At 58.8% G+C, this 25,562-nt stretch carries 24 protein-coding genes; 19 read left to right on the forward strand and 5 right to left on the reverse strand.

Annotation, left to right across the window (positions count from 1 at the left end):
• Positions 1-2: 2 nt before the first annotated feature.
• The 3 genes from ACP7E0_RS16755 to ACP7E0_RS16765 are packed head-to-tail and all read right to left on the reverse strand — an operon-like array spanning position 3 to position 2,407.
• On the reverse strand, positions 3-1,196 hold the full coding sequence (locus ACP7E0_RS16755; protein WP_426126179.1) for a GNAT family N-acetyltransferase: 1,194 nt from the start codon (positions 1,194-1,196) through the stop codon (positions 3-5).
• A 3-nt stretch (positions 1,197-1,199) separates the two neighbouring features.
• Positions 1,200-1,925, reverse strand: a complete 726-nt coding sequence (locus ACP7E0_RS16760; RefSeq protein WP_426126180.1) for a glycerophosphodiester phosphodiesterase — start codon at positions 1,923-1,925, stop codon at positions 1,200-1,202.
• Positions 1,926-1,939: 14 nt separating this feature from the next.
• On the reverse strand, positions 1,940-2,407 hold the full coding sequence (locus ACP7E0_RS16765) for a RidA family protein (protein WP_426126181.1): 468 nt from the start codon (positions 2,405-2,407) through the stop codon (positions 1,940-1,942).
• Between the two features lie 154 nt (positions 2,408-2,561).
• On the opposite strand from ACP7E0_RS16765, the gene ACP7E0_RS16770 reads away from it, so the two are divergent.
• The 14 genes from ACP7E0_RS16770 to lpxB all read left to right on the forward strand — a co-directional run bounded on the left by ACP7E0_RS16770 (position 2,562) and on the right by lpxB (position 16,911).
• Positions 2,562-3,389, forward strand: a complete 828-nt coding sequence (locus tag ACP7E0_RS16770) for a cell envelope integrity EipB family protein (RefSeq protein WP_426126182.1) — start codon at positions 2,562-2,564, stop codon at positions 3,387-3,389.
• A gap of 193 nt (positions 3,390-3,582) precedes the next feature.
• Entirely contained in the window at positions 3,583-4,350 is a 768-nt protein-coding gene (gene rpsB / locus ACP7E0_RS16775) for a 30S ribosomal protein S2 (protein ID WP_113315710.1), read from the forward strand.
• Positions 4,351-4,604: 254 nt separating this feature from the next.
• Positions 4,605-5,531 carry a translation elongation factor Ts gene (gene tsf / locus ACP7E0_RS16780; protein WP_426126183.1) on the forward strand — a complete coding sequence of 309 codons (927 nt, stop codon included), beginning with the start codon at positions 4,605-4,607 and terminating at the stop codon, positions 5,529-5,531.
• 210 nt (positions 5,532-5,741) lie between these two features.
• Positions 5,742-6,464 (forward strand): UMP kinase, encoded by a 723-nt coding sequence (pyrH, locus tag ACP7E0_RS16785; protein ID WP_426126184.1) that lies wholly within the window; start codon positions 5,742-5,744, stop codon positions 6,462-6,464.
• A gap of 50 nt (positions 6,465-6,514) precedes the next feature.
• Complete coding sequence (frr, locus tag ACP7E0_RS16790; protein ID WP_426126185.1) at positions 6,515-7,075, forward strand: ribosome recycling factor; 561 nt, start codon at positions 6,515-6,517, stop codon at positions 7,073-7,075.
• A gap of 38 nt (positions 7,076-7,113) precedes the next feature.
• Entirely contained in the window at positions 7,114-7,857 is a 744-nt protein-coding gene (locus ACP7E0_RS16795) for an isoprenyl transferase (RefSeq protein ID WP_426126186.1), read from the forward strand.
• A complete protein-coding gene (locus ACP7E0_RS16800; protein WP_426126187.1) occupies positions 7,857-8,690 on the forward strand; it encodes a phosphatidate cytidylyltransferase in 834 nt (277 codons plus the stop codon). Before ACP7E0_RS16795 ends, ACP7E0_RS16800 begins: the two co-directional genes overlap by 1 nt.
• Positions 8,691-8,719: 29 nt before the next feature.
• Positions 8,720-9,853 carry an RIP metalloprotease RseP gene (rseP, locus tag ACP7E0_RS16805; protein WP_426126188.1) on the forward strand — a complete coding sequence of 378 codons (1,134 nt, stop codon included), beginning with the start codon at positions 8,720-8,722 and terminating at the stop codon, positions 9,851-9,853.
• 250 nt (positions 9,854-10,103) lie between these two features.
• Complete coding sequence (gene bamA, locus ACP7E0_RS16810; RefSeq protein WP_426126189.1) at positions 10,104-12,452, forward strand: outer membrane protein assembly factor BamA; 2,349 nt, start codon at positions 10,104-10,106, stop codon at positions 12,450-12,452.
• 48 nt (positions 12,453-12,500) lie between these two features.
• Positions 12,501-13,568, forward strand: coding sequence for a UDP-3-O-(3-hydroxymyristoyl)glucosamine N-acyltransferase (gene lpxD, locus ACP7E0_RS16815; protein WP_426126190.1), 1,068 nt, complete (start codon positions 12,501-12,503; stop codon positions 13,566-13,568).
• The gene (gene fabZ / locus ACP7E0_RS16820) at positions 13,561-14,028 is read left to right on the forward strand and encodes a 3-hydroxyacyl-ACP dehydratase FabZ (protein WP_113315717.1); all 468 of its coding nucleotides are present in this window, start codon (positions 13,561-13,563) and stop codon (positions 14,026-14,028) included. Before lpxD ends, fabZ begins: the two co-directional genes overlap by 8 nt.
• A 2-nt stretch (positions 14,029-14,030) precedes the next feature.
• Entirely contained in the window at positions 14,031-14,843 is an 813-nt protein-coding gene (lpxA, locus tag ACP7E0_RS16825) for an acyl-ACP--UDP-N-acetylglucosamine O-acyltransferase (RefSeq protein WP_426126191.1), read from the forward strand.
• Positions 14,844-14,848: 5 nt separating this feature from the next.
• Complete coding sequence (locus ACP7E0_RS16830; protein WP_426126192.1) at positions 14,849-15,730, forward strand: LpxI family protein; 882 nt, start codon at positions 14,849-14,851, stop codon at positions 15,728-15,730.
• Positions 15,727-16,911, forward strand: coding sequence for a lipid-A-disaccharide synthase (gene lpxB / locus ACP7E0_RS16835; protein WP_426126193.1), 1,185 nt, complete (start codon positions 15,727-15,729; stop codon positions 16,909-16,911). The genes ACP7E0_RS16830 and lpxB overlap by 4 nt, the downstream gene beginning before the upstream one ends.
• Positions 16,912-16,940: 29 nt before the next feature.
• Here lpxB and gltA read toward each other — a convergent pair whose 3' ends face one another.
• Positions 16,941-18,230 (reverse strand): citrate synthase, encoded by a 1,290-nt coding sequence (gltA, locus tag ACP7E0_RS16840; protein WP_113315721.1) that lies wholly within the window; start codon positions 18,228-18,230, stop codon positions 16,941-16,943.
• Between the two features lie 312 nt (positions 18,231-18,542).
• On the opposite strand from gltA, the gene ACP7E0_RS16845 reads away from it, so the two are divergent.
• From ACP7E0_RS16845 to exbD, 3 genes are all read left to right on the forward strand, one after another.
• Complete coding sequence (locus ACP7E0_RS16845) at positions 18,543-21,032, forward strand: ComEC/Rec2 family competence protein (RefSeq protein WP_426126194.1); 2,490 nt, start codon at positions 18,543-18,545, stop codon at positions 21,030-21,032.
• 226 nt (positions 21,033-21,258) lie between these two features.
• Positions 21,259-22,326: a tonB-system energizer ExbB gene (exbB, locus tag ACP7E0_RS16850; RefSeq protein ID WP_426126195.1), complete on the forward strand. Its 1,068-nt coding sequence runs from the start codon at positions 21,259-21,261 to the stop codon at positions 22,324-22,326.
• A gap of 3 nt (positions 22,327-22,329) precedes the next feature.
• The gene (exbD, locus tag ACP7E0_RS16855; RefSeq protein WP_426126196.1) at positions 22,330-22,755 is read left to right on the forward strand and encodes a TonB system transport protein ExbD; all 426 of its coding nucleotides are present in this window, start codon (positions 22,330-22,332) and stop codon (positions 22,753-22,755) included.
• Between the two features lie 108 nt (positions 22,756-22,863).
• Here exbD and ACP7E0_RS16860 read toward each other — a convergent pair whose 3' ends face one another.
• A complete protein-coding gene (locus ACP7E0_RS16860; RefSeq protein ID WP_426126197.1) occupies positions 22,864-23,451 on the reverse strand; it encodes an acyloxyacyl hydrolase in 588 nt (195 codons plus the stop codon).
• 270 nt (positions 23,452-23,721) lie between these two features.
• Here ACP7E0_RS16860 and ACP7E0_RS16865 point away from each other — a divergent pair, with 270 nt between their 5' ends.
• Together ACP7E0_RS16865 and ACP7E0_RS16870 are read left to right on the forward strand one after the other, a co-directional pair.
• Positions 23,722-24,387: a protein-L-isoaspartate O-methyltransferase family protein gene (locus ACP7E0_RS16865; protein WP_426126198.1), complete on the forward strand. Its 666-nt coding sequence runs from the start codon at positions 23,722-23,724 to the stop codon at positions 24,385-24,387.
• A gap of 256 nt (positions 24,388-24,643) precedes the next feature.
• Positions 24,644-25,522, forward strand: coding sequence for a DUF2497 domain-containing protein (locus tag ACP7E0_RS16870; RefSeq protein WP_426126199.1), 879 nt, complete (start codon positions 24,644-24,646; stop codon positions 25,520-25,522).
• The last annotated feature ends 40 nt before the right edge of the window (positions 25,523-25,562 follow it).

Here is a 25,562-nt window from a genome sequence, read left to right on the forward strand (position 1 = left end):
GTTCAATCGTCGGTCTCTTGCCGCTCGCCTTTGCGGAACGGGCTTTGCTCGGCCAGGATATCGCTCATCTGCTCGACCTCCTGCCGTTCGCGTTCGAGATAATCGGCAACGGCGCGTTTCAACCCCGGATGGGCGATGAAATGTGCCGAATGGGTGGTCGCAGGCAAGTATCCGCGCGCCAGCTTGTGTTCGCCCTGAGCCCCGGCTTCGACGCGCTTCAATCCCTTGGCGATCGCGAAATCGATGGCCTGATGGTAGCAGACCTCGAAATGCAGGAAGGGGTGGTCTTCGACCGCGCCCCAGTGACGGCCATAAAGCGCATCGCTGCCGATGAAATTGATGGCCCCGGCGATGTATTTTCCGTTGCGCTTGGCCATGACCAGCAGGATGTCATCGGCCATGCGTTCGCCGATCAGCGAATAGAATTTGCGCGTCAGATAGGGGCGGCCCCATTTGCGGCTGCCGGTGTCCATGTAGAAGGAGAAGAACTGGTCCCAGATGCTTTCGGTCAGGTCCCTGCCGGTCAGCCAATCGATGCTGATACCGCCTTCGAGTGCGGCACGGCGCTCCTTCTTCAACGCCTTGCGTTTGCGCGACGCCAGCGTTTCGAGAAAGTCATTGTGCGACGCGTAGCCGTCGTTGAGGAAATGGAACTGCTGGTCGGTCCGATGCAGGAAACCGGCTTGTTCGAAGGTCGGAACCTCCTCGTCCGGCAGGAATGTCACATGCGCTGACGAGACCTGGTGACGGCGGGTAAGTTCCTGGAGACCGGCGGCAAGCGAACTGCGAACGACACCGGCATCGGCCGTCATGGCGGTCAGTAGCCGTGGCCCGGTTGCCGGTGTGAAGGGAACCGAGCATTGCAGTTTCGGATAATAGCGCCCACCCGCCCGTTCTAGAGCGTCGGCCCAGCCGTGATCGAAGACGTATTCGCCTTGGCTGTGATTTTTCAGATAGCAGATCAGCCCGCCCGCCAGGCCGCCATGGCCGTCTTCCATCAGCAGATGCTGGCCGAGCCAGCCGGTATCGGCAGTCGCCGAGCCGGATTCTTCCAGAGATGACAGATAGGCATGCGAAATGAACGGATTGTAGAGGCCGCCGGGTTGCCCCTTGGCGGCGCCTGACAATCCGTCCCAGCTGTCCTTCGAAATATCCTGAAAGGATGTCTCGACGCGGATTTTGACGTCACCGGTCATTCTTTAAGCGATAAGCCTTTCCTTGGGATCGAAACCCTCGAATGTCATCTGATCGGCGTGAGCATAGGTGTGATCGACGCCGGCCTGATCGCGCACGGTCCAGGTCAGGATCGGCCGGCCGAGCGAACGTTCCTTGGTGATGAACGAGTTTGGCAAATCCCCATAGAAATAGGAAATGAAATCAAGCCCGAGCTGCATCGCTTCTTCGTGAACGAGGAACTGCTCCGGCTGGTTGCCGCCGGCCGTCAGACCGATCGGGTAGGGCGGGTCCTGGGCTTTGAGATCTTTCAGCAGCCAATGGTCAAAACTCATCAGGGCAACCGGGCCGTCATAGTTTTCCAGCGCCTCCAGCACCGCGTCGGCAAAGCCCTCGTCGTCGCCCTTGCGGCCTTTCAGTTCGAGCACGATCGGCACCCGGCCCTTGACCAGCCTCAAAAGCTGTCCGAGGGTCGGGATCTTGTCGGCGGTGCCGCCGATGGCGATAAGACCCAGTTCGCCAGCGGTCTTTTCGCGGATGTCGCCCTTGATGCCGCAAAGCCGCTGCATGTCGTCATCGTGAAAAACCACCGGCACGCTGTCGGCGGTGTATTGCAGGTCGCATTCGATGGCGAAGCCGTTTTCCGCCGCCCGGGAAAACGCCGAAAGCGTATTTTCCCAGATGGCATGGTTCATGTCGTGATAGCCGCGATGAGCGACCGGTTGCGCCGTCAGCCAGGACAGATATTTCATGGATATCGTTCCGCTCAGGCGATTTCGATCACGGCGTCGATTTCGACGGCGGCATTGAAGGGCAGGGCGGCCATGCCGACAGCGGCGCGCGCATGAATGCCGGCATCGCCGAGGACCTTGGCGATCAGGTTGGAGGCACCGTTCATGACCAGATGCTGCTCGATGAAGGTCGGCTTGGAGGCGATGAAGCCGTTGAGCTTGACGATGCGGCGAATGCGGGAAAGGTCACCGCCCAAAGCTGCCTTGGCCTGGGCAAGAATATTGATGGCGCAGAGTTCGGCAGCACGCTGGCCGGTGGCGACATCGATGCCGTCGCCGAGATGGCCGGTGACCGCCACCTTGCCGTTTTCCATCGGGAGCTGGCCGGAGATATAAAGGTGCGATCCGCTGATGACGAAGGGAACATAATTGGCGGCGGGCGCTGCAGCCTGTGGCAATGTGATTCCCAGTTCCGTGATGCGTGCTTCAATATCTGCAGACATGGATAACTCCGGTCATTGTTGTGTTTTGTCGTCAAATGCTGCATGCACAGCATGTTTCATGAAGTGGTAAAATACCGCATCTCGAACAGTGATGCCTCGCTTTTGCCCGATGTGTTCTTATAGCATCATCAGCGAATCCAACAGGAGGAAACGGATGTTTCGTTCAGGCTTTGCCTCTGTCATTCTGGCATGGGCGTGTTTATCGGGTGTGACGGTTGGCGGGGCTTCCGCGGTGTCAGCCAACATCCTGGTGCCTCACCGCGCGGTCTATGATCTGGAATTGAAGGACGCATCGGAGCGCTCTGGAATTTCCGGTATGTATGGGCGGATGGTCTATGAATTCAATGGCTCGGCCTGCGAAGGCTATACCGTCAGTTTCCGGTTCGTCACCAAGGTCGATACGGGCGACGAGGTCAAGCTGACCGACCAGCAGACGACGACCTACGAGGACCTGAAGAACGGAAATTTCCGCTTTTTGACCCGTTCCTTTACCGACGAGAAACTCGACAAGGAAGTCCGCGGTTCTGCCCATGAAGCGAAAAAGGGCTTGACCGTCGATCTGACCTCGCCGGACAAGCGCAAGGTCGATCTCGCGCAAGGCTTGTTTCCGACCGAACACATGCTGGATGTCATCGAGCGGGCAAAGAAGGGCGAGACACTGTTTGAATCGCGCATCTTCGACGGCTCGGATGCAGGCGACAAGACGCTGATCACCACCACCATGATCGGCAAGCCGCAGAAAGCTGCTGCCGGCGGCGCCGACGCCGACAAGGCGGCCGTCTTGGCGGCAAAACCGTATTGGCCGGTGACCATCTCCTATTTCAACGACAATGCGACCGGTGACGCTTTGCCGATCTACCGCATGGAGTTCAAGCTCTATGAAAACGGCATCACCCGCGACCTGACGATGGACTACGGCGATTTCGTCCTGACCGGCAAGCTTGCTGATCTGGAAGTCTTCAAGCAGGAAAAGTGCAAATAGGTCTGAGCGACCTGCCTGCCGCTATTTTCTGTGTTCGCCCTTGATTTATCGGCTGGCAGGGGGTAAGGGCAGCGCATTCCACACGTAAGGTTTGGGACCGTCCGGGAGAAATCCGGACAGTTCCACCCGGTGGTGCTCTCGAAGAGAGTGCTGTTTGCCTTGCGGAGGTTCAACCGGAAAAGGAGAAAAAGGCATGGCATTGCCCGATTTTAGCATGCGTCAGCTTCTGGAAGCTGGCGTTCACTTCGGTCACCAGACTCACCGCTGGAACCCGAAAATGAAGCCGTACATCTTCGGCGATCGTTCGAACGTTCACATCATCGACCTCGCGCAGACCGTTCCGTTGCTGTCGCGCGCCCTGCAGGTTGTCAGCGACACCGTTGCCAAGGGCGGCCGCGTTCTGTTCGTCGGCACCAAGCGCCAGGCATCCGAGATCATCGCTGACGCTGCCAAGCGTTCGGCCCAGTACTACGTCAACGCCCGCTGGCTCGGCGGCATGATGACCAACTGGAAGACGATTTCGAACTCGATCCAGCGCCTGCGCAAGCTCGACGAAATCCTGAACTCGGAAGCGTCCGGCTTCACCAAGAAGGAACGTCTCAACCTCGAGCGCGAACGCGAAAAGCTGAACCGCGCACTCGGCGGTATCCGCGATATGGGCGGCGTTCCGGACCTGATGTTCATCATCGATACCAACAAGGAATCGATTGCCATCGACGAAGCAAAGCGTCTCGGCATCCCGGTTGTTGCAATTATCGATTCGAACTGCGATCCGGACCGTATCGACTTCCCGATCCCCGGCAACGACGATGCTTCGCGTGCGATCTCGCTCTATTGCGATCTGATCTCCCGTGCAGCGCTTGACGGCATTGCCCGTCAGCAGAGCTCGTCGGGCCGCGACCTCGGCGCCTCCTCCGATCTGCCGCTTGAGCCGGCTCTCGAAGAAGTCGCTGAAGCCTGATAAGGCGGGGCGGCGGTTCATCCCGCCGTTCCTTTAGACAAGATCAGGATAAGGCCGTTTACGACTGAAAAAGTGAACGGCCTTGTTCTTTTGCATCGGACCTGCCCATCGAGCGCCGGTCGCTACGATGCCAATCGTCGGGATGATCCTTTCATCACGATGTCACATTCAGGGGTCATGCCCTGCCACATCCTCCTGGTATCGCGCCGGCTTTCTGGCAGCGCGCCAGCCGAACAAACGAAGAGGCAAAAAAGATGAGCACTATTACTGCAGCAATGGTGAAGGAACTGCGCGAAAAGACCGGCGCAGGCATGATGGATTGTAAGAAGGCACTCGGCGAAACCAATGGCGACATGGAAGCCGCGATCGACTGGCTGCGTGCCAAGGGCATCGCCAAGGCCGACAAGAAGTCTGGCCGTGCAGCTGCCGAAGGCTTGATCGGTATCGCCAGCAGTGGCACCAAGGCTGTTGTTATCGAGCTGAACTCCGAAACCGACTTCGTTGCCCGCAACGATGCCTTCCAGGACCTCGTTCGTGGCGTCGCAGCCGTTGCTGTCGGCACTGACGGTTCTGTCGAAACCATCAGCGCAACGACCTATCCGGCAACCGGCAAGTCGGTCGCTGAAAGCATCACCGACGCGATCGCAACCATCGGCGAGAACATGGCTCTGCGCCGTTCGGCGCTGCTGTCGGTCGAAGAGGGTGTTGTTGCCACTTATATCCACAATTCCGTTGCTGACGGCCTCGGCAAGCTCGGCGTTCTCGTCGCGCTGAAGTCGACCGGCGACAAGGATGCCCTGAACGCCATCGGCCGCCAGGTTGCCATGCATATTGCTGCGACCAACCCGCTGGCCATCCGCTCGACGGAAGTCGATGCAGCCGTCGCCGAGCGCGAGCGCAACATCTTCATCGAACAGGCCCGCGAATCCGGCAAGCCGGATGCGATCATCGAAAAGATGGTTGATGGCCGCATGCGCAAATTCTTCGAAGAAGTCGCCCTTCTGTCGCAGGCTTTCGTCATGAACCCTGACCTGACCGTTGAAGCTGCCGTCAAGGAAGCTGAAAAGACCGTCGGCGCACCGATCGAAGTTGTCGGCATGGTCCGCCTGCTTCTCGGCGAAGGCGTCGAAAAGGAAGAAACCGACTTCGCAGCTGAAGTTGCCGCTGTCGCCAAGGGTTGATTTCTTCATCCTGATTGGGAAAACCGCCATCCTTGTTGGGAAACATCCGGGGCATCGCGTGACAACGCGGTGCCCTTCGTGTATCCGGCATCATCATCACATTGGCGCAGGCTCCTTCGGGGATCATCCGGATAATATCGGCCGCGCTGAGGTGAACAGACCAGTTTTATGCACCATCTCGCATGTGTGCCTTCTTGGACAGGAGTGACGATGTTGGCCGAACCTCTCTACAAACGTGTGCTGCTGAAAGCTTCAGGCGAAGCGCTTATGGGCAACCAGGGGTTCGGGATCGATGTCGCGGTCGCTGACCGGATTGCCTCCGACATTGCCGAAGCCCGCGCCATGGGCGTTGAAGTCGGCGTCGTTGTTGGCGGTGGAAACATTTTTCGCGGTGTCGCGGTGGCCTCCAAGGGCGGCGACCGGGTCACCGGCGACCATATGGGCATGCTGGCGACGATCATCAATGCACTGGCGCTGGCGACCTCTCTGCGTAAGCTCGACGTCGATACGGTCGTGCTGTCAGCCATTGCCATGCCGGAAATCTGTGAGAGTTTTTCGCAGCGCGCCACACTCTTCCACTTGTCCCTCGGCCGCGTCGTGATCTTTGCCGGCGGTACGGGCAATCCCTTCTTCACCACCGATTCGGCAGCAGCATTGCGCGCCGCCGAAATGGGCGCGGAAGCGATCTTCAAGGGCACGCAGGTCGACGGCATCTATACCGCTGATCCGAAGAAGGATCCGACGGCCACCCGCTTCGACCGCCTGACGCACAGCGAAGTCCTGCAGAAGGGCCTCGCCGTCATGGATATCGCCGCCGTCGCACTGGCGCGTGAAAACAGTATTCCGATCATCGTCTTCTCGATCCACGAGAAAGGCGGTTTTGCGGAAATCTTGACCGGCGGCGGCCGGGCGACCATCGTAACAGACAATTGAGCAGCTAAAGGGCGGTCGCAAGGCCGCCGCGATAAACGGGAGTTTGATCCATGAGTGAAGGTATTGACCTGAGTGACCTGAAGCGCCGCATGGATGGCGCTATTGCTGCGTTCAAGAGCGATATCGCATCGCTGCGCACCGGTCGGGCTTCGGCCAACGTGCTCGATCCGGTCATGGTCGAGGCATATGGTTCGCGTGTACCGCTGAACCAGGTTGCCAACATCACCGTTCCGGAATCGCGCATGCTCGGTGTTTCCATCTGGGACAAGTCGATGGTCAACGCGGTTGATCGCGCCATCCGTGAATCGAATCTCGGCCTCAATCCGATCGTTGACGGCCAGAATCTACGAATTCCGCTGCCGGAACTGAACGAGGAACGCCGCAAGTCACTGGTGAAGGTTGCTCACGACTATAGCGAAAAAGCCAAGGTCGCCGTGCGCAACGTGCGCCGAGATGGCATGGATAGTCTGAAAAAAGCCGAAAAGGATGGCGATATCGGTCAGGATGTCAGCCGAAGCCAGTCCGAAAAGGTCCAGAAAATGACAGATGAGATGATTTCCGACATCGACCGCTTGCTCGGCGATAAGGAAAAGGAAATCATGCAGGTCTAGTCTGCCTTCTTCCGAGTCTCCTGTTTTTCGGACCATCGATGTCAAACCCATTGCCAAGAAATGTTCCCACGCATGTTGCCATCATCATGGATGGCAACGGCCGTTGGGCCAATTCGCGCGGACTTCCAAGGACAATGGGCCATCGCAAGGGCGTGGAAGCCGTACGCGAGGCGGTTCGCACTGCCGGCGAAGTCGGCATCCGCTACCTGACGCTCTTTGCGTTTTCTTCGGAGAACTGGAGTAGGCCAGAAGCGGAGGTCTCCGATCTGATGGGGCTTTTGAAAGCTTTCATCCGCCGCGATCTCGCTGACCTGCACCGTGAGAACGTCCGCATACGGGTGATCGGTGACAAGACCAACCTTCGCGGCGATATCCTGCCTCTGCTTCTGGAGGCAGAGGATACGACGCGCAACAACACGGGTATCACACTGGTTATTGCCTTCAACTACGGCTCCCGCGATGAAATGACCCGCGCCATGCAGGCCCTGGCGGTTGACGTCGCCCAAGGGCGATTGACAGCCGACCAGATTACGCCGGAGCGGATTGCCAGCAAGCTCGATACCGCTGGAATTCCCGACCCGGACCTTGTCTTGCGCACCAGCGGCGAAGAGCGGCTGTCCAATTTCCTGCTGTGGCAGGCGGCCTATTCCGAATTGTTGTTTGTCCCCGAACTGTGGCCGGACTTCAACCGTGAGGTTTTCCTCGGCGCGCTGAAAACCTATGCTGGACGTGAACGCCGTTTTGGTGGCCTGTCGCAACCGACGCTCGCGGTTGGTTCCTGATGCAGACAGAATTGCGGCTGCGTATCATCTCCGGCATCGTGCTTGCCGCTATCGCTCTCGGTGCGACCTGGGCCGGGGGAACCGTTTTTGAAATCCTCTCCGTCGCCATTGCCGTGCTCGTCTATTACGAATGGTCGACCATCACCAAACTTGCCGAACGCGATTTCCAGGGCAATGCCATTGGCTGGCTGTCGCAGGCAGTCATCGCGGCACTGATCCTGTTTGATGGCGCTCACATCACATTGCTGGTTCTGACGGCGTTTGCCGCGATTGCTGCGCTGTGGGTGTTCTTCCGGGGCGGAAGCTGGTGGTTGCCTGGCGGCATCGTCTATGCTGGCCTGACGGGCATCTCGCTTTCGGCCATCCGCGGCGAGAGCGATATCGGCCTGATCGCGGTTTTCTTCGTCTTTGCCGTTGTCTGGGCGACCGACATTCTTGCCTATTTCACCGGACGGGCGATTGGCGGCCCGAAACTCGCACCACGTATTTCGCCCGGCAAGACATGGTCTGGGGCGATCGGCGGCACCGTCTTTGGGGCATTGGCCGGTGTCGCTGTGTTCATGAGCCACTTTTCGCTTGATGATGCACGCATACCGCTGCTTGCGCTTGCGCTGTCCGTCTCGAGCCAGATCGGTGACCTGTTTGAATCCTTTATCAAGCGCCGATTCGGTGTGAAGGATTCGAGCAAGCTCATTCCGGGCCATGGAGGGGTCATGGACCGTGTGGACGGACTTGTTTTTGCCTGCTTTGCCGCGCTTCTGATTGCTTTGGTGCAAGTCATGTCCACCGGTGGACAGAATGTGCCCCTGGGGGCAATCCTGCTGGCGCCGTAACGGGCGCCGCATACCTGATCGAGGACCACATGGCTTACCTGGCCGATACATTTCACCTGATTATCGGCTACATCGTGCCGTTTCTGCTCGTTCTGACGCTGCTCGTCTTCGTGCACGAGATGGGCCACTATCTGGTCGGCCGCTGGTCTGGCATTCGCATCCTTGCCTTTTCCGTCGGTTTTGGTCCGGAGTTGTTCGGCTATACCGACAAGCACGGAACACGTTGGAAGTTCTGCGCTATCCCGCTCGGCGGCTATGTGAAATTTTTCGGTGACGAGGATGCCGCCAGTGTTCCCGATTACAGCCGGCTGGAGCAATATTCGCCCGAGGATCGTGACCGTACGTTTTTGGGGGCCAAGCTTTGGAAGCGGGCTGCCACGGTCGCTGCCGGGCCTATCGCCAATTTTATCCTTGCTATCTTCATCTTTGCGGTGATTTTTTCGATCTATGGCAAACCTGTCGCAGATCCGGTTGTTGCCGAAGTCAAGGAAAACAGCGCTGCCGCTAAAGCTGGTGTTCTGCCGGGCGATCTGCTGGTGGCGATCGATGGTACGCATGTCACCACCTTCGACGATGTGCGCCGCTATGTCAGCATCCGCCCGGAAACGCCGATCACCATTCAGATCAAGCGCAAGGGCGAACTGCTTGATCTGCCGATGATACCGCAGCGCACGGAAATCACCGACCAGTTCGGCAATAAGATGGAACTTGGCATAATCGGCATCCTGACGAACCAGGAAACCGGCAATTTCCGCCTGGAGACTTTTAGTCCGATTGAAGCCGTGGGGCAGGGTGCTGTCGAGAGCTGGCACATTGTCACCGGCACGTTCAACTATCTTGCCAACCTTGTGACCGGTCGGATGAAGGCCGATCAGCTGGGCGGGCCGATCCGGGTCGCCCAGGCATCCGGACAGATGGCGACGATCGGTATCGCTGCCGTTCTGCAATTGGCAGCCGTCCTGTCGGTTTCCATTGGACTTCTCAATCTAATGCCGGTCCCCGTACTTGATGGCGGCCATCTGATGTTTTATGCGGTAGAAGCCATTCGCGGGAAACCGGTTGGACCAGGGGCGCAGGACATCGCATTCCGCATCGGTTTTGCCATGGTGTTGATGTTGATGGTTTTTGCCACATGGAACGACATCAGCTCGCTCCTCGGCTAGGGATTTGGGCCTTGCGCGGTGGTGTAGGGTCTTGTTGGGGGAGGTCGGCTCTATTGAGAATTCAATGAGTTGATTGAAAGGAATTGTTTACGATAAAGCAATTCTGTAGTGGCCGTTAGGACACGGTTTCATTTGAAGTAAACAGAAATTAACGAGCTGGCTTGCTTGTATATAAAAAGCGGTTAAAACGGCAGCCGTGACCGGAGTCGGTACGAGTTCGCTGCGGGGCATTGGGAAGAAGGTAAGATTTATGAAAGCTGGTTCAAGATTTTTGAACGCGGTGTCGGCGGTTGCGCTGTCTGCTAGTATGGTCGCAACGGGGACTGGCATTGTAACGCTTGCAAGTGCGTCTGTCGCTGAGGCTGCAACGATCAGCCGCGTCGAAGTGCGTGGTGCTACACGCGTCAGCCCCGAAACGGTTCGTGCAAACATCACCATCGTTCCTGGCAAGAGCTTCAGCAACGCGGATATCGATTCTTCCGTCAAGCGCCTCTATTCCACCGGCTATTTTTCCGATGTCAGCATCAATGTCGCCGGCGGTACGCTTGTCGTCACCGTGAGCGAGAACCAGCTGGTCAACCAGGTTGTTTTCAACGGTAACCGCAAGATCAAGGACGATAAGCTTCAGGCTGTTGTCCGTACGCGTTCGCTTGGTCCGTACAGCGAAGCGACAGCTGAATCCGATATTCAGGCGATCAAGGATGCCTACGCAGCCATCGGCCGCGAAGATGTGACGGTCACAACGCAGGTCGTTCCGATCGCGGAAGGCCGTGTCAATCTGGCCTTTGTGGTCAACGAAGGCGATCGCACCAAGATCACCGCAATCAATTTTGTCGGCAACAACGCCTACAGCAATGGCCGCCTCCAGGCAGTCATCTCGACGAAGGAATCGGGGATCTTCTCCTTCCTGAACCGCAAGGACGTTTACAACGCCGACAAGCTGCGCGCCGACGAAGAGTTGCTGCGCCAGTTCTATTACAATCGCGGCTATGCCGACTTCCGTGTCGTTTCGTCGGACGCAGTCCTGGATGAAGCCACCAACGAATACACGGTGACGATCACCGTCGAAGAAGGCGAGCGCTACGACTTCGGAACGGTCAATGTTGAATCGACTGTTGAAGGCGTTAATGCGGAGGAGCTGAAGGCTCTCGTACGGACGTCGGAAGGGACGATCTACAAGGCCAAGGACGTTCAGGACAGCATTTCGGCGATTTCCAAGCGGGTCGCGTCGCAAGGCTATCCGTTTGCCCGCGTGACACCGCGCGGCAATCGCGATTTTGGCAGCCGCACGATCGCTGTCGACTACCTCGTCGACCAGGGCGAGCGCGCCTATATCGAGCGCATTGAAATTCGTGGCAACACCCGCACGCGTGACTATGTCATCCGTCGCGAGTTCGACATGAGCGAAGGCGATGCGTTCAACCAGGAAATGATCACGACGGCCAAGCGCCGCCTCGACGCTCTCGGTTACTTCTCCACCGTCAATATTTCGACGCAGCCTGGTAGTGCTTCCGATCGCGTCGTCGTGATCGTCGATGTGCAGGATCAGTCGACCGGTTCGTTCGGTATCGGCGCAGGTTACTCTGCTGGCAGCGGCGGCGGCTTCCTTCTGGAAGCATCGATCGAGGAAAAGAACTTCCTCGGCCGTGGTCAGTATATCCGCCTTGCTGCAGGTCGCGGTCAGGACAGCCGTACGTATAACGTATCGTTCACCGAGCCCTATTTCCTCGGCTATCGTCTGGCTGCCGGTTTCGATATCTTCCAGAACGAAAACGACTATGACGACGACAACTATAGCTATGAAGACAGGGGCTTCAGCCTGCGCGTAACGGCGCCGATCACCGAGCGTATATCGACGACGTTCCGTTACAACCTGACGCAGATGGATTATCATGGCAATAACGCCGTGGGTGTAGGGCAGGATCTGTCGTCGCCATACATCAATGCGATCAATGGCAGCACTTGGACCCGCTCGTCGATCTCGCAGACGCTGACCTACAATTCGCTCGACGACTCGACTTTGCCACATGAGGGCATTCTCGCTTCGGCAACGCAGGAATTTGCTGGCCTTGGCGGAACATCCGATTTCTACAAGCTGACCGGTAAGGCCAAGTGGTACTACACCGTGAACGACGATGCAGACATCATCGCATCGCTCGCAGGTGGCGCCGGCCATGTGTTCAACACGGGCGGCAAGATGGAAGTCTTCGACCAGTTCCAGCTGGGCCAGAACGACATTCGCGGTTTCGAGCGTAACGGTGTCGGTCCGCGCAGCGGCAAGTATGGCGACGCCATTGGTGGAACGACATACTTCACCGCTTCTGCTGAAGCGACGTTCCCGCTGCCCTTCGTTTCACGCGACGCTGGTTTCCGCGGTGCAATCTTCGCAGATGCCGGTACATTGTATGGCAATGAAGTCGATACGACAGCCGACGACGATATCAAGGGTACAGGGAGCTCGCTTCGTGCATCCGTCGGTCTCGGTCTGATCTGGGCGTCCCCGTTTGGGCCGCTGCGCGTCGACTATGCGTTCCCGATCGCCAAGGAAGATTTCGACCGCGTACAGAACCTCAAGTTCGGTATCTCGTCGTCCTTCTGATCCTTGCAGTCCAGAACTGCCTGCCAAAACTGTTCTGGAGTGTTGGCCATGGAAAACAACTGGTTCTTCCCACCACATGACGGGATCCGCCTGAGCGATCTGGCGGATCAAATCGGTGCGGTGCTGCAGGCGCTGGAGTTCAGCGACCGGCTCGTCCGGTCGGTGGCGCCGACCTATCGCGCTGGCGAGTCCGATGTCTGTTATATGCTGCAGCGGCGCTTTCGCGATGAGTTTGAAACATCGAAAGCAGGCGCCATCATTTGCGATGATACGATCGCTGCGATCGTGCCGTCGCATATCCCCGTTCTTCTGACACGCTACCCTCACACGGCTTTCGCGCTTGCCGGCGCGATTCTGCATCCGCAGGCAGCGCGCCCCGAGCAGAACCTGTCGGGACCAGGTGGCATATCGCCTGCTGCCTTTATCGACCCAACTGCTCAGATCGAGGACAATGTCGATATCGAGGCGACGGCCGTGATCGGCGCGGGCGCCCATATCGGCTCGGGTACGCGCATTGCCGCAGGTGCCGTCATCGGCCCCGGTGTTCGTATCGGCCGTGACTGCACGATTTCGGCCGGAGCAAGCGTGATGTATTCGCTTGTCGGCAACGAGGTCATCATCCACCCGGGAGCCCGGATCGGCCAGGACGGTTTCGGCAACGCGCCGGGACCAAAGGGCGGCATGATCAAGATCGTCCAGATTGGCCGCGTCATTCTGCAGGACAGGGTGGAGATCGGTGCCAACACGACGATCGACCGCGGTGCAATGGACGATACGGTGGTCGGCGAGGGCACCAAGATCGATAATCTTGTCCAGCTCGGCCATAATGTTCGCGTTGGCCGTCACTGCGGTATCGCCGCCCAGGTCGGTATTGCCGGCAGCACGCGCATTGGCGACGGTGTCATGATTGGCGGAGCCGCGGCGATCAATGGACATATCACCATTGGCGACAGAGCTCAGATCGGCGCCATGAGTGGCGTCGCGTCGGATGTGCCGGCCGGCGAACGTTATGGCGGCATTCCAGCGCGTCCCATGCGCGACTTCCTGCGCGAAATTGCCGAGGTCACGGCGCGCGCGCACAACAGGCAGAAGAAATCAGGAGGCAAAGATGAGTGAAGCTGCAACCACCGTTCTGGGTACGGCTGACATCAGGGAAATCTTGAAGCTTCTTCCCCATCGTTATCCGTTTCTGCTGGTCGACAAGATCATCGAGATCGACGGCGACAATTCGGCGATCGGCATCAAGAACGTCACGGCCAACGAGCCGCATTTCACTGGACACTTCCCCGAGCAACCGATCATGCCGGGCGTTCTTTTGATCGAAGGCATGGCCCAGACGGCTGGCGCGATCTGCGCCCGCAAGAATGGCACCGGCAGCAACCTCGTCTATTTCATGACCATCGACAATGCCCGCTTCCGCAAACCGGTCGTGCCGGGCGACAGGGTCGAGTTCCATGTCGTCAAGCACAAGCAGCGCGGCAATATCTGGAAGTTTCACTGTGACGCAAAAGTTGACGGGCAACTTGTTGCGGAAGCTGATATCGGCGCGATGATTATCAGCAAGGAAGACGCCTGAACATGATTGCCTCCACTGCGAAGATTCATCCGCTCTCGGTTATCGAAGACGGAGCGGTGATCGGCGATAACGTTTTTGTCGGGCCGTTCTGTCACGTTGGTCCGAAGGTGACGCTCGCAGACAATGTCGAACTGATCAGCCACGTCGTGGTGCTTGGACGCACGACGGTCGGCAAAGGCTCCACGATTTTCCCGTCAGCGGTAATCGGCGGCGATTCGCAGAGTGTGCATCACAGCGCCGTCGATACGACCTTGCTGATCGGTGAGAACTGCACCATTCGCGAAGGCGTGACGATGAACACCGGCACGGTCGAGCATGGCGGCGCGACTATCGTTGGCGACAACAATCTTTTCCTTGCCTATTCCCATGTTGCTCACGACTGCCACCTCGGTAACAATATCATCCTGTCGAACAACGTCATGCTGGCAGGCCACGTCACAGTCGGTGACCGCGCCATTCTCGGCGGCGGCTCGGCTGTTCACCAGTTTACCCGCATCGGACGCCATGCGTTTGTCGGCGGTCTCTCCGCCGTGGCCTATGACGTCATTCCCTACGGCATGCTCAACGGCAATCCGGGCCTGCTCGGCGGTCTGAACGTTGTCGGCATGAGCCGTTCCGGCATCGAGAAACCCGTCATTCATGCCGTGCGCCGCGCCTACAAGCAGATTTTCGAAGGCCCGGAATCGATCCGTGCAAATGCTGCAGCGATCCGTGCCGACTATGCCGATTGCCCGCCGGCGCTCGAAATCCTCGATTTCATCGCGGCTGAAAGCGATCGCGCGCTGTCGTCCCCGACGCGGGGCAGCAAGGGCTGAGGCGGATGAGCTTGGACAGCCGGCCCGAAATCAAAGACCGGCTGGCCATCATCGCCGGCAGCGGCTTGCTGCCGTTGCATGTGGCAGAGGCGGCACGGACACACGGCGAAAACCCCTTTATCATCGCGCTTGCCAACGAGTCGGACCGGGACTGGTCGTCCTTCGATCACACGACATTGGGAATCGGCAATTTCAAGGCGATTAGCGGCGTCTTCCGCGACGCTGGCATTGGCCGTGTGGTCATGTCGGGCGCCGTCCGCCGCCGGCCGGACTGGCGCGACATCAAGCCGACGCTGAAAAGCCTGGTGAAGATACCCAGCGTTCTGCGCACGCTTTTGTCCGGTGGCGATGACGCCGTTTTGAAAATGGCGATCGAGCTTATCGAGACCAATGGCGCGCGCGTGATCGGCGTGCAGGACATTGTTCCTGAACTTCTGGCCGAGATCGGCACTCTGGGTGCGCGAACGCCAGGTGCGGACGATCAGGCCGATATCGAAGCCGCTGAAGCCGCTGCCATCGCGCTTGGGCATCTGGATGTCGGGCAGGGCGCCGTCGCCGTCGGCGGACGCGTCGTGGCCCTTGAGGGGCCGGAGGGTACCGACGCGATGCTCGACCGTGTGGCGCGGCTGAAGGCAGACGGACGCATTTCCAGCCGCCGTCGCGGAGTTCTCGTCAAACTGTGCAAGCCGCAGCAGGATCTGCGCGCCGATCTTCCCTCGATAGGTCCATCGACGATCAAGGGTGCCCAGGCGGCCGGACTTGCCGGTATCGCAGTTGAAGCCGGCCGGGCCCTGGTTCTCGATCGGGAAGAGATGATCGCGCTTGCCAACGAGGCTGGTCTCTTCGTCACGGGAGTTGATCGCGCCCTTTTGCGAGGTGGGCAATGAATGCGAACGATCTCAAGCTCGCTGTGATCGCTGGCGAAGTGTCCGGTGACCTGCTTGGCGCCGATCTCGTCAAGGCGTTGTGCCCGCTGGTCAAGGGCGACCTTTCCCTGATTGGCGTGGGCGGCGAGGGACTGGAGGCTGAAGGCCTGAATTCCCTGTTCGACTATTCCGAGCTTTCGATCATGGGGATCTCGCAGGTTCTCGCCCGGTTGCCGAAACTAATCCTGCGCATCCGCCAGACGGCCAATGCGATTATCGCGTCCAAGCCGGATATCCTTGTCATCATCGACAGCCCAGATTTCACCCACCGTGTCGCGCGCCGCGTGCGCAAGGCTTTGCCAAATCTACCGATCGTCAACTATGTCTGCCCGAGCGTCTGGGCGTGGAAGTCCGAGCGCGCCGTCAGGATGCGTCCCTACGTCGATCACGTGCTGGCCGTGCTTCCCTTCGAGCCGGAGGTCATGAAACGGCTCGGCGGTCCGCCGACGACCTATGTCGGACATCGGCTGGCAAGCGACGCCAATGTCCTGGCGGTGCGGGCGCGGCAGATTGAAAAACGTGCTGCAGACGTGCGCCCGGCTTCGGCAACATGCCTGCTCCTGCCGGGGTCTCGCGGCAGCGAAATCAGCCGGCTGCTGCCCGAATTCGGGGCGACCGCGGAGGAATTGCGCAGCCGGCATCCGAATATGCGGTTCCTTCTTCCAACAGTTCCCCGGCAGGAAAATCTCGTGCGCCAGATTACGGCGTCGTGGCCGGTTCAGCCGGAAATCTCGGTTGGTGCCACAGCCAAATGGCAGGCTTTCGCCGAGGCCGATGCGGCCGTTGCGGCGTCCGGTACGGTTATCCTGGAGCTTGCTTTAGCCGGAATTCCGGTCGTATCGACTTACAAGGCCGACTGGATCATTCGCCTGATGCACAAGCGCATCAAGATCTGGACGGCAGCGATTCCCAATCTGGTGGCTGACTATGCCATCGTGCCGGAATATCTGAACGAAGCCATACGCGCGGGCGCGCTTTCTCGCTGGATGGAGCGCCTGACAGGAAATACCCCGGAACGCCAGGCCATGCTCGCCGGATACGGCACCGTCTGGCAACGCATGGCGACGGAGAAACCCCCGGGCGAGACAGCCGCTCGCATCGTTCTCGACGTTCTCAATGAAAAAAAGCCCAGTCATCGCTGACGGGGCTTTTCAATTGGTGTTTCCTGGACTTAACGCTTGGAAACCGGGACGTAATCGCGTTCTGGTTCGCCGACATACAGCTGGCGCGGGCGGCCGATGCGCTGTTCCGGATCCTCGATCATTTCGTTCCACTGGGCGATCCAGCCGACGGTACGCGCAAGCGCGAACAAAACCGTGAACATGGTCGTGGGGAAGCCGAGCGCCTTTAGCGTGATGCCGGAATAGAAGTCGATATTCGGATAGAGCTTCTTCTCGATGAAGTAGCTGTCCGTCAGCGCGATGCGCTCGAGTTCCATCGCCACTTCGAGCAGCGGGTCGTCCTTATGGCCGAGTTCCGCCAGCACTTCATGCGTCGTCTTCTGCATGATCTTGGCGCGCGGGTCATAGTTCTTGTAGACACGGTGACCAAAGCCCATCAGGCGGAACGGATCATTCTTGTCCTTGGCGCGGGCAACGAATTCCGGAATGCGATCGACGGTACCGATTTCGGCCAGCATGTTGAGCGCAGCTTCGTTGGCGCCGCCATGGGCTGGGCCCCAGAGGCAGGCAATACCAGCGGCGATACAGGCAAACGGGTTTGCACCCGAGGAGCCGGCAAGACGGACTGTCGAGGTCGATGCGTTTTGCTCGTGGTCGGCATGCAGGATGAAGATGCGATCCATGGCGCGTGCAAGCACCGGATTGACCGTATATTCCTCGCACGGAACGGCAAAGCACATGCGCAGGAAGTTCGACGCATAGTCGAGGTCGTTCTTCGGATAAACGAAGGGCTGGCCGATATGGTACTTGTAGGCCATGGCGGCAAGCGTTGGCATCTTGGCGATCATGCGAAGACTTGCGACCATGCGCTGATGCGGATCGGTGATGTCGGTCGAGTCGTGATAGAAGGCCGAAAGCGCGCCGACGCAGCCGCACATGACGGCCATCGGGTGGGCGTCGCGGCGGAAGCCGGTGAAGAAGCGCGACATCTGCTCGTGCACCATCGTGTGATGTGTGACGCGATAGTCGAAATCCTTTTTCTGCGCGGCGCTCGGCAGTTCGCCGTACAGCAGCAAGTAGCAGACTTCCAGAAAATCGCCGTGCTCGGCCAATTGCTCGATCGGATAGCCGCGATGCAGGAGGATACCCTGGTCGCCGTCAATATAGGTGATCTTGGACTCGCAAGATGCGGTCGACGTGAAGCCGGGATCGTAGGTGAACTGGCCGGTCTGCTTGTAGAGCGTACCGATATCGACAACATCCGGACCGATCGACCCCGATCGTACCGGCAATTCCACCGTTTTGTTGTCCACGGTTACGACTGCGCTTTTTCCTGTCATGGGGATCCTCCGTTTGCAGCAAATTGGCACACAATTATGCCGCAGATATTAACGCCGACCATGTGCTACCCGATTTAATCACGGCTGCCAAGTTGGACCAAAGGCAAATTGTGCGATGCAAAAATAGGCATATGGCAACGCAATAATTGCACGTTCTGCCCGTAATATCCAACGAGATAATCATGCCTGCATGGGCGGTCCGCCGCAGCTGTCGAAACGAATGCCTAACTTTTAGGCGTCAATCTCTTTGGTTGCATTTGCTGTCTTCTGGTTGCAGAGTGCGGGTGTGCGGGACTGGGCGGAACGGCATCCATGACAAAGGGGCAGGAGCTAGAATTGACGGCGCGCCCGCCAGTAGGCGGCGTGTCGGATTATGCCCTTCAGTCCGAGCCGGAAATCCCTGAAATCACCGCAAAACCGCCGCAAAAAGCTGTGGCGAAATCCCCCATTGCCATTTTCCAGCCATGGAGCGGGAGGCTGTGGGCGATCCGCTGGCGTTCCGGGTTTTCGCGAGCCGTGGGGGAGGAGCGCGCCTACGGTCATGGCTTTCTGTTCGTTCCGGTGTTCCTTGGGTCGGGCTCGCTCACCTGGTTTTCGCTCTCTAACACACCGGGTATCGTCAAACTTGCACTGCTGCTCTGCGTTTTTGGCATGGCAACTTTCGTTCTTCGCTATGCCGAAAGCGTTTGGCGTCTGGTCATGCCCGCAGCAGCGCTATTCACTGGTGGAATGGTGCTTGCCGCTTTTGAAACGGCCCGGATGGACACCGTGCTGCTTGATACCCCGGTGACGACACTGGTGCGCGGCACAGTCACCGCCCGGGAAACCACGGATCGCGGATATTGGCGGTATACCGTTGCCGTTGTGCAGACAGCGGAACCGGAGTTGAAGCGTCCGCCGGCCAGGGTCACGTTGCTGTCGCGCAGCCGCGAAGCGCCTGTTGCAATCGGCGGCGGCATCGAGGGCAAGGCGCGGCTTTCGCCGCCGTCAGGCGCGGCTTTGTCGAGATTGAACGACTTCGCTTTCGACAGCTATTTCAAAGGTATCGGCGCTGTCGGCTATTTCTACGGCGCGCCCGCGGCCATCGCAAACCCGCAAGGTTCCGCCTCCCATGGCATCGCAACGTGGCGGGTTCGGGCCGGAGAAACCGTTGCGCGGTGGCGCGAAACCATTGGCGCACGTATTCGCGGTACCATCGGCGGCGATGCGGGTGCGATTGCCGCCGCCCTGGTGACTGCCGAAGAGCGCGCTATCAGCCGTCCGGCCATCGAGGCGCTCCGTGAGGCGGGGCTCGCGCATGTCTTGGCAATATCAGGACTGAATATGGTTCTGGCAGCCGGGACCTTTCTGATCGGCGCACGGACAATGCTGAGCCTCATTCCCGGGTTGGCTCACCGGTATCCGATCAAGAAGCTGGCGGCGGCGGGCGCCTTGATCATGGTGTTCTCCTATATCCTTATTTCCGGTGGTGCCGTTTCGGCGGTGCGGTCGTGGATCATGATTTCGATCATGCTTGTCGCCGTATTTTTCGACAGGCCTTCGATCAGCCTACGCAATGTGGCGCTGTCAGCTATTGTCATTCTGGTCATCACGCCATCCGCCGTGACCGGCCCGGGGTTCCAGATGTCGTTTGCGGCAACTCTGGCGCTGGTTGCGGGCTATGCCCATTGGCGCGAACGGCCGGGCCGCGATGTGCCGGCAGGCAATCGCAGAACGGGGCCGCTGGTGGCGATCGGCAGCTTCTTCGCCGGCCTGTTGCTCAGTTCCTTCATCGGCGGATTATCGACGATGATCTATTCGGCGGGACATTTTCACAGGCTGGCCGCATACGGACTGATCGGCAATGTGCTCGCCATGCCGGTCATCAGCATCCTGGTTATGCCATTTGCCCTGCTTGCTATGCTCCTCATGCCGTTCGGTCTCGATCGCTATCCGCTGCTAGTCATGGGGCAGGGGCTGGACTGGATGATTTCCATTGCAACGATGGTCGCGTCCTGGGACGGGGAGGTGACGACCGGCCGTATCCCTGATCACAGCTTCATGCTGATTGCTGCTGGCGGGGTTCTCGCCTGTCTGTTTCGAACATGGCTTGCAGCGTCCGGACTCGTCGTTGTTGCCGCCGGTCTGTTCGTGGGGTGGACCAGTGTTACGGCACGGCCGGACATCGTCATTTCCGAAGATGGACGGCTGGTTGCGATGATCGGAGAGGGTATGGCCGCCACCAATCGAAGCAAGCCGCCCGATTTCGTCTATTCCCAGTGGCAGCGGGCCTTAAGGCTCAAGGACCATCTCAAGCCGCAGCAAAGGGTGGACCTGACTGTCAAGGACGGCGAACTACCGCCGGCCATCAAGGAGAATGGGCCTAGAGGCAATCGTAAGATCCGGCCGCCCATAGACAGGGATGCGGCACGCACCGCCATCCGCCATCTGCTGGAGGAGGCGCCGCCCGGCCGTTTTTCCTGCATTGCCAAGCAGTGGTGCGCCGCGGTTAGTTCGCAGGGCTGGCGCATTATCACCGTCGATGATGCCCGTTTTGTCGGTATCGCCTGCGAAGAGGCGGATATCGTTGTGACGCCGGTTATGTTGCGGTTTCGAACCTGCCGCTCCGGAGCCCTGTTGCTGAGTGGCCAGAGCCTGCGGCGCTCCGGTGCTGCCGAGATTTACGGGGTTTCGGAAGGAACCGCCGGCAAGCCCGGTATGCGGGTGTCTTATGCGCTTGAGCAATTGCATCGGCCCTGGGCGCGGCACAGAACCTATGATTGGCGAAGCGGCCGGTTCGATGCGCCGGAAACAGAACAATAACAGTCCATAACGGTCATCACTTACGTGTTTTTGGGCAAACACCGTTCAGTCTGTTTATTCTTGATTAAAGCACTCCACAAATCCTTGTCTTTCAGCCATAGTATGTCATATGAAGCCGCCAATGACATGTGCGCGTTCGGTGCTGACTGTCAGGACAATGGATTTGCGAGCTCCCGCGTCCCAGTTTCCCGGGGATCGGCGGGCGATTACAAGGTAAGGATAGGTCATGCCGAACCGGGCAATGTCGAAATGGATGATGCTGGCAGTCGTACTGGCACTCACGAATGCAGGCGCGCTTCATGCGCAGGAAACACCAGCGCTGGCCACCAGCCAAACGCAGCAACCTGTTAATGCTGCGCCTGCAGGCGAAGTGCAACCGTCCGCGACCCTCAACGACGCTACGCCTTCGGTGCCTGCTGACGCTGCTATTCCTGCAGCAGTGGCGACGGATGGTACGGTTCCTGTCACCGCGACCAATGATGCAACGCCGGCCGCCCCAGCCGATGGCGTTCTGCCAGCCGAGGCAGAGGTCTCTGCATCCAATCCTGTTTTGCCGCATGACCTGTCGCCGATGGGCATGTTCATGGCAGCCGACATCGTCGTAAAGGGCGTTATGGGCGCGCTGATACTGGCATCGGTTGCGACCTGGGCCATTCTGGTCTTCAAGACTTTCGAGCTTGCTTCGGCGAAGAGCAGCGCCAAGCGCGCCGTTCGTGCCTTGTCGGACGCGGTTGTCCTGCGCGATATCCGCGAGGCTCATCTGGGAAGGAAGGGGCCGGCGGCGCAGATGATCGCTGCTGCAACCGGCGAACTTTCCAAGTCCGAAGCGGTGCTCGATCTTGTCTCCACGCAAGGCGTCAAGGAACGGGTTGCCTCGCAACTCTCCCGTATTGAAGCTGGAGCAGGCAAACGGATTGCCGGTGGCACTGGTATTCTCGCAACGATCGGTTCCATCTCACCGTTCGTCGGCCTCTTCGGTACCGTCTGGGGCATCATGAATTCGTTCATCGGAATCAGTAAGGCGCAGACAACCAACCTTGCGATCGTCGCTCCCGGCATCGCTGAAGCGCTGTTGGCAACGGCCATCGGCCTGGTCGCGGCTATTCCGGCCGTCGTCATCTACAACTATTTCGCCCGTTCGATCGGTGGTTACCGTCTGATTCTGGCCGATGCCTCGGCTGCGGTGGAGCGGCTCGTCAGCCGTGACCTCGATTTCCGCCAGGCGCGCCGGGCAGCACCGCGCAAGGCTGAAAGCCATGTGCATTCGGAAGCCGGCATCGCACGGATCGGATAAGACATGGCCAGCAAGATTAGCGAAGGTGGCGGCGACCTCGAAGAAAACAGCGAAATCAACGTTACCCCCTTTATCGACGTCATGCTCGTTCTGCTGATCATTTTCATGGTCGCAGCACCGCTTGCCACGGTCGACATGAAGGTAGACCTGCCGCAATCGGCGGCAACGCCTGCAAAGCGTGATGACAAGCCTGTCTTCGTGACCCTGAAGGCTGATCTCTCTCTGTCCCTGGGCAATGATGAAACCGGCCGCGACAATTTTGTTGCGGAGTTGAACCGCATTACCGAGGGCGATACGCAGACACGCATCCTGCTGCGGGCCGATAGGGCAGTGGACTATGGTGAGTTGATGACGGTTATGAACCTCATACAGAGAGCAGGCTACACCAAAATCGGGCTGGTTGGCCTTGAGGCGGCGCCTGCCGGTTGAGGGAAAACGGCTTGCTGGATTATGTTCGCAAGGGCATGCGGCCCTCTTGCGAAACAGCGTATACAGAACTTAAAGCGCGTTGGCGAACCGGAAGGATCGCGGCGCGCTTTAGAATTTGTAGCCGACGGCAAGTCCGGCGTGAGTGAGGCCATCATTCGGCCCGTCGCAGAGATTGGCATGCGATGAATGGTCGGCGGTCGCCAGAATTTGCCAATTGCCGGTCACGCGGTAGCCGACTGCGATCTGTTCGCGAAAGAGAAGGCGGCATCCGAGATTCGGCCCGCTTCCGCCGTTTTGAGCCACGTCACCATTGTGAACAGTGCCTCCGAGGCCAAGTTCAACGAACAGCCGGTCGGTGATATCGGCAGTCCAGCTGAAGCCGCCATAGATTTGATCCACTCCGTCGCCAACACCCACAGAGGCGCCGAGATAGATGCGAGGCTCGAGGATCGCCTCTTTCCATGTCGCCGCATCGCCGCTCGACAAAGGGTGGAAATAGATCGTGGCGGAGGGAAAGATGCCAGCTTCGTGCGCCCCGCCGCCATTGATCGAAGCGCTTGTTCCAAAACGCAGTTCATCGAAGACTTGATCGGCTGCGGTGGCACTTTGATGGAACGCGGAGAAAAAGAATAAAACGGAAGACAGCAGACAAAACCGGGATGTGGACGACCGTGACAGCATAAAGCGCATTGGCATTGTCTACCCCGTGATTTCAGCGAATCATCTCAATCCGTGCCGTGAATCTGCCTAACTTTTGCATCCCCGGGAAGAGGGATGAATATTAAGCTCTTCTTGTATTCGGCTTGCTTTTTTTGCGCGAACTGCATTCCATAGCTTGAAACGGCAGATGCACGGATTTAAGAGCTTGAGGGGGCCGGATAGCGCAATTGCTGCCGGTTGTTTTACATGCGCAAGCCAAAAGCGCACAAACGCCGGAAAACGATCCGGATCACGAGGGCAGGCAAGATGAATATCGAAGCAGCACGCATCAAGATGGTCGATAATCAGATCCGGACGACGGATGTGACGTCGCACGCTGTTCTGGCGGCATTCCTGTCGGTTCCGCGAGAAGAATTTGTGCCCGCTGGCATGAAGCCGCTTGCTTATATCGACAGCGATATCGAGCTGACTGCAGGTCCGGCCGCAGAGCGCCGCTATCTGATGGAACCGTCGCCTTTGGCAAAGCTTCTTCAGCTGGCCGGAGTTTCCAAGGGCGAGAAGGTGCTCGAAATCGGCTGCAGCACCGGTTATGCCTCGGCCATCCTGTCGGAGCTTGCGGCATCGGTCGTGGCGCTGGAAAGCGACCCGGCACTCGCTGCCGAAGCAACGGCAACCTTGGCCCGTCTGGGCTATTCGAATGTAAAGGTTGTGACTGGCGATCTTGAGAAGGGGCACTCGTCGGACGCACCGTATGACGTTATTTTCGTGAATGGTTCGGTTGAAACCGTTCCTGTCACCATTCTGTCCCAATTGAACGATGGCGCCCGCCTTGTCGCGGTGGTTGGCTCCGGCAATGCTTCGCGGGCACAGCTTTTTCTGCGTGAAAACGGCAAGACATCGGAGCGGTTGGCGTTCAACACTGCCGTCAAGCCGCTGCCTGGTTTCCGGCTCGCCCGCGAGTTCGTGTTTTAATTTTTCTCTATATGGTTCGGATTGCGGGCCATCGACGGATGTTGACCATTTGACGGTGTAACAAAAGCCGCGTGCCCATGGAGGGCGCGCGGCTTTTGACTGCGGGCAGCGCAGAGGTGACGCACCGAACAAATCTGTGCATGATTCCATCTTGGTGATTCGGAGCGTTTTGTTCGGCGCTGAACTCGCATACAGTCCGGCCAATTACTGCGCGGCAATGTCTCGATCGAACGCGACCGCAGAAACGGGGATAACTATGGCACAGCCCAATGTAGCGCGCGAACCGTCGATGGACGAAATTCTAGCGTCAATCCGCAAGATTATCGAAAGCAACGAACCCGGCATTCCGGGGTTCCCTGCAAACGATCTTGGTCCGGCTCCATCTGATGCCTATCGTTCCTATGACGATGACGGTGTCGACGATATTCACTTGACGATCGACGACGACGTGCTTGCCGCTGAATTCGAAGCGGAGGAGCAGAAGCATGCGCCGTCCGTCGAACACCACCAGCCGCAGGAGCAGCACGAGGCGAACGCCAAACCGGCCGCTCCTACAGCGACGCCGCCGCTCTCGCTTGCCGATGTTGCAGCCCGCGTGCGTGCAGCGTCTGAGAGACATTCGGCACCACTGCGGGAGGCCGAAACCGCAACTGTCCGCAACAAGTCTGACATTGCAGCCCGGTCCGACAATCCGACGATAACCGCACGCATGGCACCTGCATCGCCGTTCTTGCCGCCGCAAGCCGAGGCCGTGCAAGCGCCCGCACCTGCAACACCAATTGCCGTGGCCCCGCAGGCCGCATTAGCCGAAGAGAAGAATGAACCTATCCAGTTGGTGGTAGCCGCCGAGCGTCCGGCTGAGCAGCAGCGGTTTGCCGTTGTTACTGACAGGGTGGCTGATCCTGAACGGGATATCGCGGCCATTGTATCCCCGGCTGTCGGTGAACAGGTTGCACGGTCTTTTGGGGATCTGGCTTTGGCACTGGACAGCAGCCCGCGCCGTTCTTTTGACGAGATTGCCGAGGACATGCTGCGGCCGATGCTGCAGGAATGGCTGGACGACAATCTGCCGACCCTGGTCGAAAGGCTTGTGCGCGAGGAAATCGAGCGCGTTGCGCGCGGTCCGAGGCGCTAGACCACGCATTTCTTTCTCTCGAAGCCGCCAGCAACCACAC

The sequence above is a fragment of the Pararhizobium sp. PWRC1-1 genome, from assembly GCF_049897905.1.
In the GTDB taxonomy this organism is placed as follows: Bacteria; Pseudomonadota; Alphaproteobacteria; order Rhizobiales; family Rhizobiaceae; genus Pararhizobium.